Source organism: Flavobacterium aquidurense (assembly GCF_002217195.1).
Classification (GTDB): Bacteria; Bacteroidota; Bacteroidia; order Flavobacteriales; family Flavobacteriaceae; genus Flavobacterium; species Flavobacterium frigidimaris.
The window spans coordinates 1-15,069 of sequence record NZ_MUGR01000025.1 but is presented as its reverse complement, the minus strand read 5'-3'; the positions used below and the strand labels follow the sequence as shown (position 1 = coordinate 15,069).

At 34.3% G+C, this 15,069-nt stretch carries 18 protein-coding genes; 13 read left to right on the top strand and 5 right to left on the bottom strand.

The features are described from left to right. Positions 1 to 91 precede the first annotated feature (91 nt). Together B0A67_RS13510 and B0A67_RS13505 are read right to left on the bottom strand one after the other, a co-directional pair. On the bottom strand, positions 92 to 541 hold the full coding sequence (locus B0A67_RS13510; RefSeq protein ID WP_072964067.1) for a PaaI family thioesterase: 450 nt from the start codon (positions 539 to 541) through the stop codon (positions 92 to 94). Between the two features lie 72 nt (positions 542 to 613). After that, positions 614 to 1,204: a TetR/AcrR family transcriptional regulator gene (locus B0A67_RS13505; RefSeq protein ID WP_072964069.1), complete on the bottom strand. Its 591-nt coding sequence runs from the start codon at positions 1,202 to 1,204 to the stop codon at positions 614 to 616. Positions 1,205 to 1,577: 373 nt separating this feature from the next. On the opposite strand from B0A67_RS13505, the gene B0A67_RS13495 reads away from it, so the two are divergent. The 6 genes from B0A67_RS13495 (at position 1,578) to B0A67_RS13470 (ending at position 7,370) form a co-directional block, all read left to right on the top strand. After that, positions 1,578 to 2,447: a helix-turn-helix domain-containing protein gene (locus B0A67_RS13495; protein WP_072964073.1), complete on the top strand. Its 870-nt coding sequence runs from the start codon at positions 1,578 to 1,580 to the stop codon at positions 2,445 to 2,447. 188 nt (positions 2,448 to 2,635) lie between these two features. Further along, on the top strand, positions 2,636 to 3,052 hold the full coding sequence (locus tag B0A67_RS13490; RefSeq protein ID WP_072964075.1) for a (R)-mandelonitrile lyase: 417 nt from the start codon (positions 2,636 to 2,638) through the stop codon (positions 3,050 to 3,052). Between the two features lie 95 nt (positions 3,053 to 3,147). Next, positions 3,148 to 3,552 carry a cupin domain-containing protein gene (locus B0A67_RS13485; protein ID WP_072964077.1) on the top strand — a complete coding sequence of 135 codons (405 nt, stop codon included), beginning with the start codon at positions 3,148 to 3,150 and terminating at the stop codon, positions 3,550 to 3,552. Positions 3,553 to 3,775: 223 nt separating this feature from the next. Further along, positions 3,776 to 4,828: an NAD(P)-dependent alcohol dehydrogenase gene (locus tag B0A67_RS13480; protein WP_072964079.1), complete on the top strand. Its 1,053-nt coding sequence runs from the start codon at positions 3,776 to 3,778 to the stop codon at positions 4,826 to 4,828. 196 nt (positions 4,829 to 5,024) lie between these two features. Next, the gene (locus B0A67_RS13475; RefSeq protein ID WP_072964081.1) at positions 5,025 to 5,873 is read left to right on the top strand and encodes an AraC family transcriptional regulator; all 849 of its coding nucleotides are present in this window, start codon (positions 5,025 to 5,027) and stop codon (positions 5,871 to 5,873) included. Between the two features lie 138 nt (positions 5,874 to 6,011). Next, the gene (locus tag B0A67_RS13470; protein ID WP_072964083.1) at positions 6,012 to 7,370 is read left to right on the top strand and encodes an amidohydrolase; all 1,359 of its coding nucleotides are present in this window, start codon (positions 6,012 to 6,014) and stop codon (positions 7,368 to 7,370) included. Positions 7,371 to 7,638: 268 nt separating this feature from the next. On the opposite strand, the gene B0A67_RS13465 is transcribed toward B0A67_RS13470, so the two are convergent. Beyond that, positions 7,639 to 8,229: a DUF4142 domain-containing protein gene (locus B0A67_RS13465; protein WP_072964084.1), complete on the bottom strand. Its 591-nt coding sequence runs from the start codon at positions 8,227 to 8,229 to the stop codon at positions 7,639 to 7,641. 182 nt (positions 8,230 to 8,411) lie between these two features. On the opposite strand from B0A67_RS13465, the gene B0A67_RS13460 reads away from it, so the two are divergent. The 3 genes from B0A67_RS13460 (at position 8,412) to B0A67_RS13450 (ending at position 10,669) form a co-directional block, all read left to right on the top strand. Beyond that, positions 8,412 to 9,116, top strand: a complete 705-nt coding sequence (locus tag B0A67_RS13460) for a hypothetical protein (protein ID WP_123887404.1) — start codon at positions 8,412 to 8,414, stop codon at positions 9,114 to 9,116. A 343-nt stretch (positions 9,117 to 9,459) separates the two neighbouring features. Further along, positions 9,460 to 9,942, top strand: coding sequence for a hypothetical protein (locus tag B0A67_RS13455; protein ID WP_072964088.1), 483 nt, complete (start codon positions 9,460 to 9,462; stop codon positions 9,940 to 9,942). Positions 9,943 to 10,351: 409 nt separating this feature from the next. Then, a complete protein-coding gene (locus B0A67_RS13450) occupies positions 10,352 to 10,669 on the top strand; it encodes a hypothetical protein (RefSeq protein WP_072964090.1) in 318 nt (105 codons plus the stop codon). Between the two features lie 352 nt (positions 10,670 to 11,021). Here B0A67_RS13450 and B0A67_RS13445 read toward each other — a convergent pair whose 3' ends face one another. Further along, a complete protein-coding gene (locus B0A67_RS13445; RefSeq protein WP_072964094.1) occupies positions 11,022 to 11,255 on the bottom strand; it encodes a hypothetical protein in 234 nt (77 codons plus the stop codon). A 419-nt stretch (positions 11,256 to 11,674) separates the two neighbouring features. Here B0A67_RS13445 and B0A67_RS13440 point away from each other — a divergent pair, with 419 nt between their 5' ends. The 4 genes from B0A67_RS13440 to B0A67_RS13425 all read left to right on the top strand — a co-directional run bounded on the left by B0A67_RS13440 (position 11,675) and on the right by B0A67_RS13425 (position 14,134). Further along, positions 11,675 to 11,914, top strand: a complete 240-nt coding sequence (locus B0A67_RS13440; RefSeq protein ID WP_072964096.1) for a DUF7218 family protein — start codon at positions 11,675 to 11,677, stop codon at positions 11,912 to 11,914. Between the two features lie 127 nt (positions 11,915 to 12,041). Next, a complete protein-coding gene (locus tag B0A67_RS13435) occupies positions 12,042 to 13,127 on the top strand; it encodes a DNA topoisomerase IB (protein WP_072964098.1) in 1,086 nt (361 codons plus the stop codon). Positions 13,128 to 13,236: 109 nt separating this feature from the next. Next, entirely contained in the window at positions 13,237 to 13,398 is a 162-nt protein-coding gene (locus B0A67_RS13430; RefSeq protein ID WP_072964100.1) for a DUF1328 domain-containing protein, read from the top strand. Between the two features lie 88 nt (positions 13,399 to 13,486). Next, the gene (locus tag B0A67_RS13425) at positions 13,487 to 14,134 is read left to right on the top strand and encodes a DUF5661 family protein (protein WP_072964102.1); all 648 of its coding nucleotides are present in this window, start codon (positions 13,487 to 13,489) and stop codon (positions 14,132 to 14,134) included. 169 nt (positions 14,135 to 14,303) lie between these two features. On the opposite strand, the gene B0A67_RS13420 is transcribed toward B0A67_RS13425, so the two are convergent. Then, positions 14,304 to 14,819: a hypothetical protein gene (locus B0A67_RS13420; protein ID WP_072964104.1), complete on the bottom strand. Its 516-nt coding sequence runs from the start codon at positions 14,817 to 14,819 to the stop codon at positions 14,304 to 14,306. Between the last annotated feature and the right edge of the window lie 250 nt (positions 14,820 to 15,069).

The following is a 15,069-nucleotide window of genomic DNA, read 5'->3' as shown; positions in this document are numbered from 1 at the left end:
TAATCTCATCCAAAATCTGCTTAATCTGCGTGAAAAAATATTCACGCAGAGATTTAATTTGGGTATCAACAGAATCTGTTTTAAAAAACATTTACAATTCTTTTTTAACAATATTCGTTTTAAGGAGATTAGAAGTGGCTCTCGCAATCAATCTCGTTTGATCCCTGTTCCATATTTCGCATTGTGCGTTTACAATTTGTTTTCCTTTTCTAATAATGGCTGTTTTTGCCAGAATTGTATCTCCAACAAAAGCAGGAGCAAAGTAGTCTACAACAAGATTTATCGTCGTATAAAAAGTTTCTTCATCAAGAGAAAACATCGTTGCACCAATGCAATCATCGGCAATGGCAGCGGTTACGCCTCCGTGTAAACTCTTCACCGGATTCGACATTTCTTCACGAATCGTGTATTTAAAGGTAACTGAGCCTTGCTCGGCAGCAACAACTATTGGTTTCATCCAGAGCATAAAAGGAGATGGCGACGCTGTAAATTCTCTGTCAATATGATTTTGTAGTACTTGTAATCGCGTTAATTTTTCCATAGGTTTTGTTTTTATGTTTTAATACTGATCGGTATATTTTTATTCAAAAAAAAAGTAATTTTAGGAATTACTTTATTCTAAGTCTTCTATAATTTTGTTTAGCGAAAGCATGATCGTAGATAAATGAGATAAATTGCCTGTTATTTTAGAAATCATAATAGCGCCTTCTATAATGGCAATGATAGTCAATGCTGTTTTTTCAGGGTCAATATCTTTCGCTTTAAATTCTCCTGCACTAATTCCCTGTTCAATAAAGCAGACTAATTTATCTTTCCAGCCCAGAATGGTGTTTTCAACTTTTTTTCTTAAAACAGGATGCGTATCATCAGCTTCTGTGGCGGTATTAATAATAGGACAGCCTCCTTGCGTTATCCTCAAATGATAGTAATCAGAGTAGAGTCGGGGATAAACCAGAAGTTTATCTTTAAAAGTGGTCTGTTTCTCAATTTCTCTTGCAAAAGTATCCTGAAGTTTTTTTACATTAAACTTAAAAGCGGCAATGGCAACTTCATCTTTATTTTCGAAATTACCGTAAATACTGCCTTTGGTAAGTCCCGTAGCTGTAGTAATATCGCTCATAGAAGTCCCGCTGTATCCTTTCATATTAAAAAGAGGAGCAGTTTTCTCGATAATAAATTGCTTTGTTTTTTCAGCTTTACTCATAATATGGTAAATTTAAATGCAAATATATACCGATTGGTATAATTAAGCAATTTTTTAGTTGTTTATTTTGTTTCAGGTTTTATCTCTAATGCATTGAAAATTAAAGCAGATTATTTTTACCACAGAGTTGCACAAAGTTTTTTCGCAGAGATTCACAGAGAATAAAATAGAAAGAATAGCCACAGATTAAAAAAGATTTCGAAAATCTGTGCTAATCTATTTAATCTGTGGCTAAAAAAAACTTTGCGAAACTTTGTGAAAAAACTTTGTGCAACTCTGTGGTTATTTTTTTTTATTCTCATTTCAAACCTGAAACCTGAAACAAAATAAAATCTGAAACTATTTTTTTGTTTGATTTTCATAACTTTGCAAAATGAATAATCAGACAGAAACTCAGAATTGCGATTTCACTTCAGAATTAAAGCTGAAAGGTTTTAAAGTTTATCAGATAAATGGAGATCAAAGTAAAATACCAGTTTACAGCCGCAGGGATTTTTATAAAATTTGTATTAATACCAGCAAAAGTATTATACAATATGCTGACCGCGGAATAGAAACCGACGGAACAATTCTGTTTTTCGGTAATCCGATTATTCCATATTCCTGGGAAACTATTTCTGAAGGATACGAAGGATATGCCTGCGTTTTTACAGAAGAATTTTTAAAGGTAAAGGACCGTTCAGAAACGCTTCACGAATCTCCTTTGTTTAAAATAGGAGGAACGCCCATTTTTTCTTTAAATGCTGAACAAAAGTTGTTTATAGATTCATTGTTTGAGAAAATGATTAAAGAATATGAAACCGATTATGTTTTTAAGGACGATTTGATGCGCAGCTATGTCAACCTGATTATTCATGAATCGATGAAAATGCAGCCTACAGAAAATTTCTTTAAACATAAAAATGCATCATCGAGAATTACCTCATTATTTTTAGAATTACTAGAAAGACAATTTCCTATAGAAACAAAAAATGAACCGCTGGCATTAAAAACACCTCAGGATTATGCACAAAGTTTAGCCGTACATGTCAATCATTTGAATCGTTCTGTTAAAGAAGTTACGGGAAAACCAACTACAGCGCATATTACCGAAAGAATCATTGGTGAAGCCAAAGCATTGCTGCAACACACAGATTGGAGTATTTCAGACATTGGATATTCACTGGGATTTGAATATCCGAGTTATTTTAATAATTACTTTAAAAGACTTACGGGAACGATCCCAAAATCGCTGCGATCGTAAATTGTTTCATATTCTTAATTTTTTGTTTGAATATTGTTATTTCTGATTGTCGTTGCTAAAGTACTTTTGCCCTGAAATAATTAGTATTAACCTCTATCGGTTTTTCGCTGACTAAATATAACTCCTATAAAGCGCATTCTAGCTTTCTAATTTAGTTTCCAGCACTGATATACAAAAACAAAATAATTATGAAAGAACCAGAAAATCAATTAAATGAAACTATTTTTCCAAAAGGAGATCTGGCTTCAGCGGATTATTTTACAGGAAAAGCATGGGTGAAAATGCTGGTTCCAAATGATCCGGTATTAAATACTGCCGTTGGTAATGTAGTTTTCGAAGCAGGTGCGAGAAACAATTGGCATACACATCCCGGCGGACAAATTCTAATTGTAACACAAGGAACAGGATATTATCAGGAAGAAGGAAAACCAATTCAGTTACTTCAGGCAGGCGATGTTGTAAACATTCAACCCGAATTAAAACATTGGCACGGAGCTTCTCCGGATAGCGAATTTACCCACATCGCAATTAGTACCAATACCGAAAAAGGTATTGTAGACTGGCTTGAACCAGTAACCGACGAACAATACAATAGCTTTAAATAATTTAAGTAAAAGTGTTGTTTGGCGGGATCTAACGATTAATTAACGGTTTTTGTTAGATCTTATTTAAATAAAATCAATCTCAAAAAATCTATTTTATGTCAACACTTTATACTTCCGCTATTGAAGAGGGAAAAGTCCCGAATACTTTCATGACTGGTAATGTTTCTTATAAAAAACAAACCAGCAATATTCATCCGGACAACACAATAATTAAAGAAATCTCTTTTGAACCCGGTTCGAGATGCAAATGGCATATTAATGCAAGCTTACAATTATTCATCGCCACAGACGGAATTGGCTACTTTCAGGAAAAAGGCACTGCCATTCGTTTACTTCATAAAGATGAGGTAGTTACCGTTTTACCGGGTGTAGAACATTGGTATGGCGCAACACCTTTTAGTAAATTTTCGCACATTAGCATCATCACAGAAATCGACAAAGGAAAAGGAATCTGGTTAGAAAGTGTAACCGATGAAGAGTATTTTAGTTTTGGAAAGTAAGCTAATGAGATAATTTGTCAATTAGATAATTAGATAATTGAAAACTTCAAAACTTATTTTTTTATATGTGATTTTTTTTCAAGCAGATTTAAGCTGATGTTATTTTAAATCCATTTAAATCTGCGTGAAACTATACCAATATAAGGCAAAAAACTTTGTGCCTTAGTGCCTTCGTGGCATTTTTAAAACAAAGAAAACCTGAAACTTTAAACAAAATATTTTAATGCAAACAAAAAACATAAAAGCCTTTGGTACAGAAGCTGCCGAAGCACCCTTACAAACACTAGACATTCAGCGTAGAGCGGTATTAGCGCATGACGTTGAGATCGAGATTTTATATTGCGGAATCTGTCATTCCGATTTACACTCGGCGAGAAACGAATGGCACGGAACCATTTACCCAATAGTTCCGGGGCACGAAATTGTGGGACGCGTAACAAAAGTGGGCGATCACGTAAAACATTTCAAAGTAGGAGATTTGGCAGGAGTAGGCTGTATGGTCGATTCTTGTAGAGAATGTGAGCATTGCAAAAATGATTTAGAGCAATTTTGTGATCAGGGAAGCATTCTGACATTCAATTCTCCTGATGCTCATTTGGGCGGACAAACTTTTGGAGGATATTCTCAAAGTATTGTAGTCGATGAAAATTATGTACTGCATATTTCAGACAAACTTGATCTTGCCGGAGTTGCACCTTTATTATGTGCAGGAATCACAACTTATTCTCCGCTAAAACACTGGAATGTTGGTCCGGGACAAAAAGTGGGAATCGTTGGTATTGGAGGTTTAGGACATATGGGAATCAAGTTAGCGAAAGCAATGGGCGCTCATGTAGTAGTTTTTACCACTTCATTGTCTAAAACCGAAGATGCAAAACGTTTGGGAGCAGATGAAGTAGTATTGTCTACAGATCCGGAGCAAATGGCAAAACATGCTAAATCATTAAACTTTATCTTAGACTGTGTATCAGCGGAGCACAACATAGATGCGTATCTGAATTTACTAAAAGTAGACGGAACCCTGACTTTGGTGGGCGCTCCAATGGAACCACTTCCGGTAACGTCATTCAGTCTTATATTAGGAAGAAGAAGTTTTGCGGGTTCTGCTATTGGCGGAATTGCCGAAACTCAGGAAATGCTTGACTTCTGCGCAGAACACAATATTACCGCAGATATCGAATTAATTGGTGTCGATGAAGTAAACAATGCATACGAAAGATTACTAAAAGGAGATATTAAATACCGTTTTGTAATTGATATGGCTTCTTTGAAGTAACTTTCAAAGGAACAAAGGAACAAAGGTTCAAAGTGGCAAAGGTTCAGAGGTTTTTAAACTTTGTGCTTTCAAACTAAAAAGTTATATAAATTTTAAAAAGGTCTGACTTTATAAAGTCAGACCTTTTTTTATTCTTTTAAAAACTTATCATTTAATTATTTAATTTTGAAACTGAACAACTAAATCTCTCTTTCTTTTGCAAAAACATTCGATTCCTATTTTATCTGTTGGCAATATACTTGGAGAAGAAACTTTGGGTATCACCTTATTTCGCCATAGCGTAAAGGGAAGAAATGAATTCGAACAGCCTCACAAACATGATTTTTACATGCTGTTTTTTGTAGAGAAAGGTTCAGGCGTTCACAATGTCGATTTTACGCAATATACAGTAAATGATTATCAGGTTTATTTTATCCGTTCGGGTCAGGTACACAATTGGTCGCTTGATGTAGATACTTCAGGGTTTCAGCTGATGCTTTCGGCCGATGTAATTAGCATTTTTTCGAATTTGGGGAAATTTCCTTTTTTTGAGCAAAGTGTTCCGTCTTGTCTTTCTTTAAACAAAAAAGAATTTGAGGATTTTAAAACTCATTTGCATGAAATAGAATTACTATTATCTGATAATGATACACTTACTAAAGAAATAGTTTTGCTGCGTTTGCATTTATTGCTAAAATTATTGCAAAAACAATATTTGAATCAATTTCCCGAACACGATTCATCGACGAAGCCCGAGAAAATAATAAAAGGGTTTACTGGTTTAATTGACGATCATTTTAGCAAAGAACCTTCTGTGAATTTTTATGCCGATAAATTAAATATTACACCTAATTATCTTAATATACTTTCGCAGAAATATTTAAAAGTGCCGGCAAGTGATGTAATAAAACAAAGGACCATTCTTGAAGCCAAACGTTTACTAACGAGTACTGATTTGTCTATAAAAGAAATTGGTTACCAACTTGGTTTTAATGATAATACTTATTTTACCAAAGTATTTAAAAAATATGCCGGAAAAACTCCGGGAGATTTTAAAAAATTATAATTTTTACCATCTTTCTCCGTAATATTACCGTTATCATTTTGAGTTTATAACGATTTTTGCAATGCAATAAATACTATTGAGTATTAGAGTGTTATTGTAAAATTGTATAACAAACCGAGAGAAGATAAAATATAATTTATGGAAGATCATAAAATAAGCCGAAAAAAATTCTTAGGATTAGGAGCCGCTGCAACCGGAGCTGCATTGTTTTCAGGAATTGGAGCAAATGCTGTTGCACAAGTATTACCGGAAGAGAATAAAACAAATCTGAACGAATATCTTTTAATTAATGTACGATTAGAAGATGGTTTTGAATATAATGACAAGAATGAAGTAATTGCTACCAAAACAGCACTTTACACGATTCATATTGCCAATGGTAAAATAAAAAGCATTACGACAGGAAAGTCGGCTTTGAAATTGAAAACAGTTGATGCTAAAGGACTTTTGATGCTTCCGGGATTACGCGATATGCACATTCATATTGATAAAACGTACTACGGCAGCGGAACCTGGAATGCAGCGCCAAGAAAAGGTTATACGGTAAAAGACATGATTACGCTCGAGCAAAAGTTAATTCCGCAATTATTACCCGATTCTCAGCATAAAGCCGAAGAAGCGATTAAACTCATGCAAAGTCAGGGAAGTTATTTTGCGCGCTGCCAATGTAATATCGACCCTGTTAGCGGACTAAAAAGTTTAGAACATTTACAAGCGGCTTTAGAAAAAAACAAAGAGAATTTTGGATCTGAAATTGTAGCGTTTCCGCAGCACGGAATTTTATATTCAAAATCTGAACCTTTATTAAGAGAAGCGGCGAGCATGGGAATTGATTTCATAGGTGGACTTGACCCAACAAATGTCGATGGCAATATGGAGAAATCCCTGGATGTCATGTTTCAAATTGCACTTGATAACAATAAAGGAGTAGACATACACTTGCATGAATCGATACCATCTGGTAAAGCAGCGATTGAATACATGATTAAAAAAACCGAAGAAAACAAACAACTACAAGGAAAGACCTATATAAGCCATGGTTTTGCGCTTGCCAAAATGGATCCAAAAGATCTTGAAAAAATAGCAGAACAAATGGGGAATCTGGGAATAGGAGTAGTGTCAGGAATTCCGATTGGGAAAACCATAATGCCAATTCCAACATTGAAAAAGTACGGTGTAAAACTTATGACAGGAACCGATAGTATTGTCGATCACTGGCAGCCTTTCGGAACTTGCGATATGCTAGAGAAAGCAAAATTATGCGCTCAGCTTTACGGCTGGACAGACGAGTATAATTTAAGCAGAGCTTTGCACATCGCAACAAAAGACGAAATCCTGCCGCTTAATGATTCAGGAACACGCGTTTGGCCGGCAGTCGATAACGAAGCTAATTTTATCTTAGTAAAAGCAAGCTGTTCTGCCGAAGCCGTAGCACGTTTGCCAAAAAGAGAAGGAGTTTTTTATAAAGGAAGAAAGATAGCTGGCCTAATAGGTTAAGAAGAGGTACAAAGGTTCAAAGGTACAAAGGTTGAATGCGTCGTATTAAAACTTATCAAGCAGTTCCGGAGGAACGAAACATATTGTAGGGATGGATTTTAATCCATCCTATGGGTTATTAAAACCTAAAAAGACGCACAGCAAGTGCGTCCTACAAAAAACTTTGTCCCTTTGCACCTCTGAACCTTTGCAACTTAAAAAAAAGAAAACCCCTCAAGCAATTCAACTCTTGAGGGGTTTTTTGAAAATAAATAATAACCAATTAAATTTATTTCTTTTTGTCTAAGTCTTGTTTTAGCAATTTCGCATGCTCCAAATGAGCAGTAAGCGGTGCTATATTATTTGATGCCCAAAGCTTAACATCTTCATCTTTTGCATCTTTAGTTGCTTTTTGCAACTTATCAATTGCTTTTTCGTGTCCGTCGATCATCATATCAGCGAACTTTTTATCAAAGTCAAGACCTGATTTTTCATTCAGTTTTTTATATTCCTCCTGACCCTCTTCGGTAAGCGAAGTTGGTAAGGTGAAGTTTTTAGCTTTAGCCAAAGCACTTACTTCAGAAGCCGATTTGGTATGCTCATCAACGAGCATTTTTCCAAATTTCTTTACTTCAGGATTGGTACTTTTTGTTTGAGCCAGTTTTCCGATTTCGATTTCAGCAAGATTCACTTCTGCGATATCCACTAAAAATTCAGAATCATCTTTTTTATCTGCAATAGAGTCAAATTTGGCTTCGTTACTATCTTCAGCAACTTCTTTTGGATCCTCTTGTTTGTTTTCGTTTTTACAAGAATTCAGAGATACAAGTAGTAATCCTGCTCCTAAAATTACTTTTCCGGCTAATAGTATTTTTTTCATGATTTAATAGTTTAAATGTTATAATGTAAAATTATTCAGATTGTGTGAAGAATGTCTTACAGTATTTTTGAATAATGTTACAGGATTTGGATATTGTGGTTTTTGATAAATTATTTTGTAGTAGGATTTGTTTTATATTAGCGTAGGAAAATTGCTTTTAATCTAGTTGCTACTTAATCATTATGATAAAACCATTACTCTTCTCTTTTCTTTTAATAACACTTCTCTTTGTGAATTGCCAAAAGAAGATTAACGATTTAGAATTCGAAAAAAAAGTAATGACGGAGATTTTTCCAGATTTAATTGATTCAATTTGTATTGATTACAGAGTGGTACTTAATCCGCCTCCTATTTATGGTTTACTTACATATGATGAAAAGGGTAATCGTATAAGCGTTGACTCAACAATGAGTATTGAAGAGCAAAAACAAAGAATGGCTAAGTGGAAGCATAATCAAGAAGTAATTGAAAAAGATACTTCAAGATTAATTGTAGCATTCAATCCTAAAATAAAGAGAAATAGTAAAGATTTAAAAGAATATTTGAAGCAGCACTTTAAAGTTAAGGAAGTTTTTTGTCCAAAAATAAAAGGAGATTCTGCATATACTATAGATTTTAAAAATATCCCACTTAAAGGGAGATTTCAACTTAAAAACATTTCCGAATTTCCAAAAGACCGACGTGAGTTTTGGAGAAAAAAGTATGATTTTATTTTTTCGGGTGCAGTTTATTTTACAGGAATTCAATTTGACAAAGAGAGAAAATTTGGAGTCTTAGACGGTGGTTTTTCTTGTGGAAGACATTGCGGAATTGGCGTGAGGATTTATATCAAAAAAGTAAATGATAAATGGATGATTGATAAAATTGATAACATTTCGGTTTCATGATTTTGCTAAAAAAAATTATAGGTTTGATTTTTATTGGAGGGTTATTATTCATTATGACATATGGAACTTTGTTAAAAACAGTGATAAACTATATAAATGCATCGACGAATAAAGATTTGTGGTATCTAATACGTAGTAATAGTTTTTTTTCTCCTGCTGGCGCGAACGCATGTCATTAAGTTAAGAAAAAACAGCTGAAATACTGTACCGAATAAATCTCACGCAAAGTCGCCAAGCCGCCAAGTTTACGCCTAAAACCTTTGCGCTTTTGCGCGAAAAAGAATTAACCATTAATTAGATCAAAAGAGCTTAACTTAATCAAAATTTTTTAAAATTTATAATCATGGAGGTTAAATCCAAATTCAGAAAACTATTTTGGGCAAGAGCAGGAATTGGCTGTCTGGCTTTCATTGTTACACTTTATGTATGCTTAAACAGTATTTCGCAATATTCAGAACTTCGTAAAAATCCGGTATTTATTGTCTCGGCTGTGTTTTTGTTATTATTTCTTTGTGCAGCGTGGGACTTTTTTAAGATTTTCAAATTAATCGTTACAGATCAGGGAATTGAAAAAGTCGTACTAATTTCTGGTCGAAAACAATGTATTCCTTTTACAAGTATAACTAGTCTTAAGAAACAAAAAATCACAATGCAAGGCAAAGCGGGACAAATAACAAACGGTTATACTATAAGTATCCTGGAATTAGAAAATAATAAGACTTTAGTTATTTCACCTGATATTTTCGAAAACTACAATGATATTATGGTAGTCATCAAAAGTAAACTTTTGCTCTTTCAGGGCAATGATCCTGATTCGTTTAGTTGATAGTGCGAAGCACTATGAACGCAAAATGATTATTGTTTTAACCCCGTAAGGTCAAAGGCCTAATCGCGAAGAAAACCTTCATTAAATAATATTAATATTTTCTGACAAAGTCATTTTTCCTTAAAATTTATATTATTTTTTGTTTTTGCCTTTCAGGCCAATCACCTCGCTTAATTTAGTTCGTAATGCATTGCATTACGCGAAATGCTTTTTAGGCTTTTGGCTGTTTTTTTAAGCCTTCTAGCACTTCTGTTGCCTCCAGTGAACATAAAGTTGTTGGGAATCTAAATAATCCAAAACAGCTGTCTAACGGTTTTCAGTAAAAAGATATTTATAAAGGGTATATAAAAAGTTTTGTTCAAAATTATATATTTATCGCAACTAAAAGCAATAACCAAAATAACGAGGAATGATCAATATAGATTTTAAAAAAGAGAAGGGCAAAATTGATGAAATTATAAATAAAGCTTTGGCTGATTATCAAAATGAAATAAACCTGATAAATATTGATGACTGGACATTAAAATCTAAGGAATTATTTATCGACAGATCCTATAATGGCTATAGTTCTCAAAGTACACAATTTATTAATACTAGTTTTCCGGATATTACTCGTTCTGTAGACAGTAATGCCAGATTGATATTATATTTATATACATCAGAAAGAGATGCTGAATTTGATTTGATTAAAGGGCAATTGATTGCAAAAATTAAAAAATCGATGTAATGTTTTTTACTGCTAGGTTTTCAATCTTTTGCTGGCGCGAGCGCAATGTTATTAAGTTAAGAAAAACAGCCGCAATACTGTACCGAATAAATCTCACGAAAAGCCGCCAAGCCGCCAAGTTTAGGCGTAAAACCTTTGCGCTTTTGCGTCTTTGCGCGAAAAAGAATTAACCCAAAAGAGCTTAACTTAATAATGTCTTGTCCTAAAATAGATTTACGATTCAGATTGTTTTCAGCCTTTTTGCGCACGGGCGAGCATCTAAATATTAGATCTCAGCAGGAGATAATAATGAATAAAAAAAGCCTTGATTTTTTAAGATCAGGGCTTTTTTGGGTTTATCGTTTATAGAAACTTATTCTACGTCGAGATAAGGATTCAAAATTTCAGCTAATTCATTCAGCCAATAAAAACTGTTTTCTAATCTGGTGACTTCCTGCTGAAGAGTTTCATCTTCTCTGATAATTCCTAAAGCCATGACGTAATTTACTTGTCTTAGCGCTTTAGCCATACCTTTTGGGGCAATTGTGTTGTTGAAGAAATTCAAGAGCCTTGTTTCGGCTTCTTTCGAAAGATTTTTTGTACTCATAAACTGGACATTTTAGTGAATGTAAAGCCATGGGATAAGGTGTTGTTATTGTTTCCAATACCATTACCATACCACAAAGGCAAATTTTGTTTAATTCTCGTGTCGTAGTTTAAGAATACGCAAATGTAGTAAAAATCTTTAATTTACAGTAATTTTATTGTAAGAATAATTACCTAGCCCTGATGGGAGGGAAAATCCTTTTGTGCCCCTCGCGATAGCTATCGGGAGGCACAAAAGATTTGGAAGGACAGCAAGAAACAGCTTCAAGAAAATGTACTCATTACCATTCTGAAGAAACGCTCTAACATAGAGTTAATTATGAAAATATATCGCAGAATTGTATAACGACTCATTTCTGCTTTTTGAGGAATTTTGATATAACAAATTTCTAATGTTATTAACCTCAAAATTTTTCAGTCATGCCAGATGCAAGAATTAAAAACGAAAAGCAATATCAAGCACTTTTAGAAATTGGGTACAGTAAAGAAAAAGCAGCCCGAATTGCCAATACGCCTGATTCAGGTGAAAAGGGCGGAAGAGCAAAACCATACGATGAATGGACAAAAGCAGAATTGTATGAACAAGCCCGAAAGGTTGGAATCGCAGGACGCTCATATATGAGCAAAAAAAATCTGATTCATTCTCTAAGAAATAACTAAAAGTGAACTTAATAAATATTTAAATGCCATAGACAACAAGAAGAATAGAATATATCGGAAAATAAAATCTTCTTCAATCTTCATCCAGATCACTATCGGGAGTGGCATTATAACAAACCAAACGACCATGAATGCAGCAGCAAAAACCGAAAAACTAATGAATCAATTGATCAAAACACCACATTTGGTGATTGACAAATTAGATTTAGTTTATGTAAACAATCAAAAGTTGCCTATAGAAAGATGCGAAGGAGAGGATGGTTTTGTATATAAAAAAAACGGACGCTGCATTAAGCAAAAAAGCGAACTCAAACGCTTTAGCAGTCTGGTGCTTCCGCCGGCGTGGGTAAATGTTCAGATTTCGGATTTGCCAAACGGACATTTGCAAGCGGTGGGTTTAGACGATAAAAACCGAAAACAATACAGATATCATCCTAAATGGAATTTGATTCGAAATCAGACTAAATTTTATAAAATAGCAGAGTTTGGAACCAAATTGCCTTTGATCAGAAAACAAGTCGATGAAGATCTCGAAAAGAAAGAATGGTCGAAAGAAAAAGTGGTCGCATTGGTGATTCGGCTTATGGAAGAAACGCATATCAGAATCGGGAATGAGAAATATGCCAAAGACAATAAATCCTATGGACTTTCGACTTTGCGAAAACGCCATATCAACATCAATAAAAATACACTCCGGTTTGAATTCATCGGAAAAAAAGGAAAACAGCATACGATTACCACAAGAAATAAACAATTGGTAAAATTGGTGAGCCGTTGTGAGGAGATTCCGGGTTGGGAAGTTTTTAAGTATTATGATAAAAACGGCGAAAGAAAAGTGCTCGACAGCCATATGGTCAACGAATATTTGCATGAAATTTCAGGAGAATATTTTAGTGCCAAAGATTTTAGGACCTGGGCGGCATCGATTGTGTTTTTTGAAACGCTGATGGAAATAGGAACGACAACGGACGAAAAAGAAATCAAAAAGAATATTCTGTCTGCCTTTGATACCACGGCTGAAGCTTTGGGAAATACCAGGAATGTATGCCGGAATTATTACGTTCATCCCTTATTGGTTTCGACTTACGAAGACGGATCAATCGAACAGTATTTCGACAGGGCCAAAAAATGCCGAAGCAATAAGGAGCATTTTTCGCATAGCGAAATTGCCTTTTCAGAATTAATACAAAACTATCAGATCAATTTGTTGTAAATCAGGTTTGATCGTGCTAAGAAAATAATGTTTAGAGTTAATACATCTCTTTAAAAAGTATGAAATTTGAGTAACAAACAAAATCATTATCAACTAAAATCACAAGCTTATGTTACGTTATACAGTCATTTTTATTATTCTAGCGATCATCGCCGGAATATTTGGTTTTACCGGAATTGCCGCAGGAGCAGCAAGTATCGCTAAAGTTTTATTCTTCATATTTTTAGTGTTATTTATTATATCCCTAATTACCGGAAGAAAAAGAATTTAATACACAGTAAATAAAATAACAATTAAGAACGACACATATATCCCGGTAAATGTGTCGTTTGCATTTTTTAAAATTAAAATAAACCATTATGGGAACTAAAAGCGGTGCTTATCAGGATGTCTACATCAAAAGAGATAATGAAATGGTGAGCTTAAAAAACGATGTAACAGATTTCTGTGAAAAATATATCAAACCTGTACATCCGAAAAATTGGGACTGGTCGACACGTGATTTCGAAAATCCTGATAACGATCCAACAATTGCCGAAGCAAGAGCAATAGGAAACGTCGTTTTTAAGGATTTAAACGACAAAAAAGAAACTGACGTTGATTTGTCTACCATGAACAATGTTGAGTCGATTAAGGCGTATTTAAATCCAAAAAGCAAATACGAAGCTTTTAATATGGAGGAATTTGCTTTTGCTTTGAAGGTAGAACTCGAACACGGAAAAATAAAAGATGTAAATGTGACCAATAATCACCCGTTTCTAACGGCAATGATTGCTTTGGCTCACATGACAGAAAGTCTGACGTATTACAAAAGACTGAAAGTGATGGAAGCGGAAGGGGAGATTTACGAAATCATGCGGAAAATTGATAAAGTTACCACAGGAAAAGAAGAATTACTGGAAGAACTCATAAAAGCCGAAGAAGAACTAAAAGAAGCAAGAGCAGGATTAGCAGAACGTCTGGAAAAAATGGATGATATTCCGGTTCTGGAAATTATTGGGGATTGATTTTTTTTTTTTTGAGGGACAAAGGTTCAAAGGTTCAAAGGTACAGAGGTTTCTTTTAGGTTTATAGATATAAAATGACAAAGGTTCAAAGAAAGTAAACGACAAAGTAATTAAACTTTGAACCTTTGCCACTCTGAACCTTTGTCCCTAATTTTAATTTTGTCAAAAATTAAAATTTCCTCGGATCATTGTCCGGATATTCCAGATCTTCTTCTTCCTGAACATCGTCTTCGATATATTCTTCTTCCTCTTCTTCTTCGTCATCGAGATCATCGAGATCGTCTTCGGTTTCATTAAAATCTTCGTCTTCTCTTTCCAGAGATGCATCAGACGGATTGTCGAGTTCGTCGTTTACGTCATCGACATTTTTGCCATTTTGATCTAATTCTTCTTCGTATAAATCGTTACTGTCGTGTTTTAGATCGTCGTCGTCATGAAAGTCATCGCTCAGATCCTCTTCATCATCAGTAAGTTCGTCAGGATTTGGCTTGTCCGGATTGTGTCCGTTTCTTACGGTATAACCACGCTCAGCGATTTCTCTGTTGTTATCATCGCTTTCTTTCATATCATCGATATCATACAATTCTTCGTTCATAAGCGTATTTCTGTCGGTCGTATTTGGATTCTGATTCCCAGGATTTCTATTCCCTCTAATCATGCTGTTTTTTTGATCTGTAGTATTCATGATTTCTAAATTTTAGTATTTGTGTATTACAAATCTAATAACGAAACCAACGGATTGTATTATAGAATTATAAGTTGTAATTGTATAATTAACAGATAATTAGGTGTTTGGGTGTTAGCTCAAAAAAAAAGGAGCCGTCTCAAAACAAAAATTGAGACGGCTTTTTATTTGTTGCCCATTTTGGCTTTTAATGTTTTGATTTTAAGGGAAGGAAAAAATTGCCCTTATGCTGCAATTTTCTTTCTTAAGT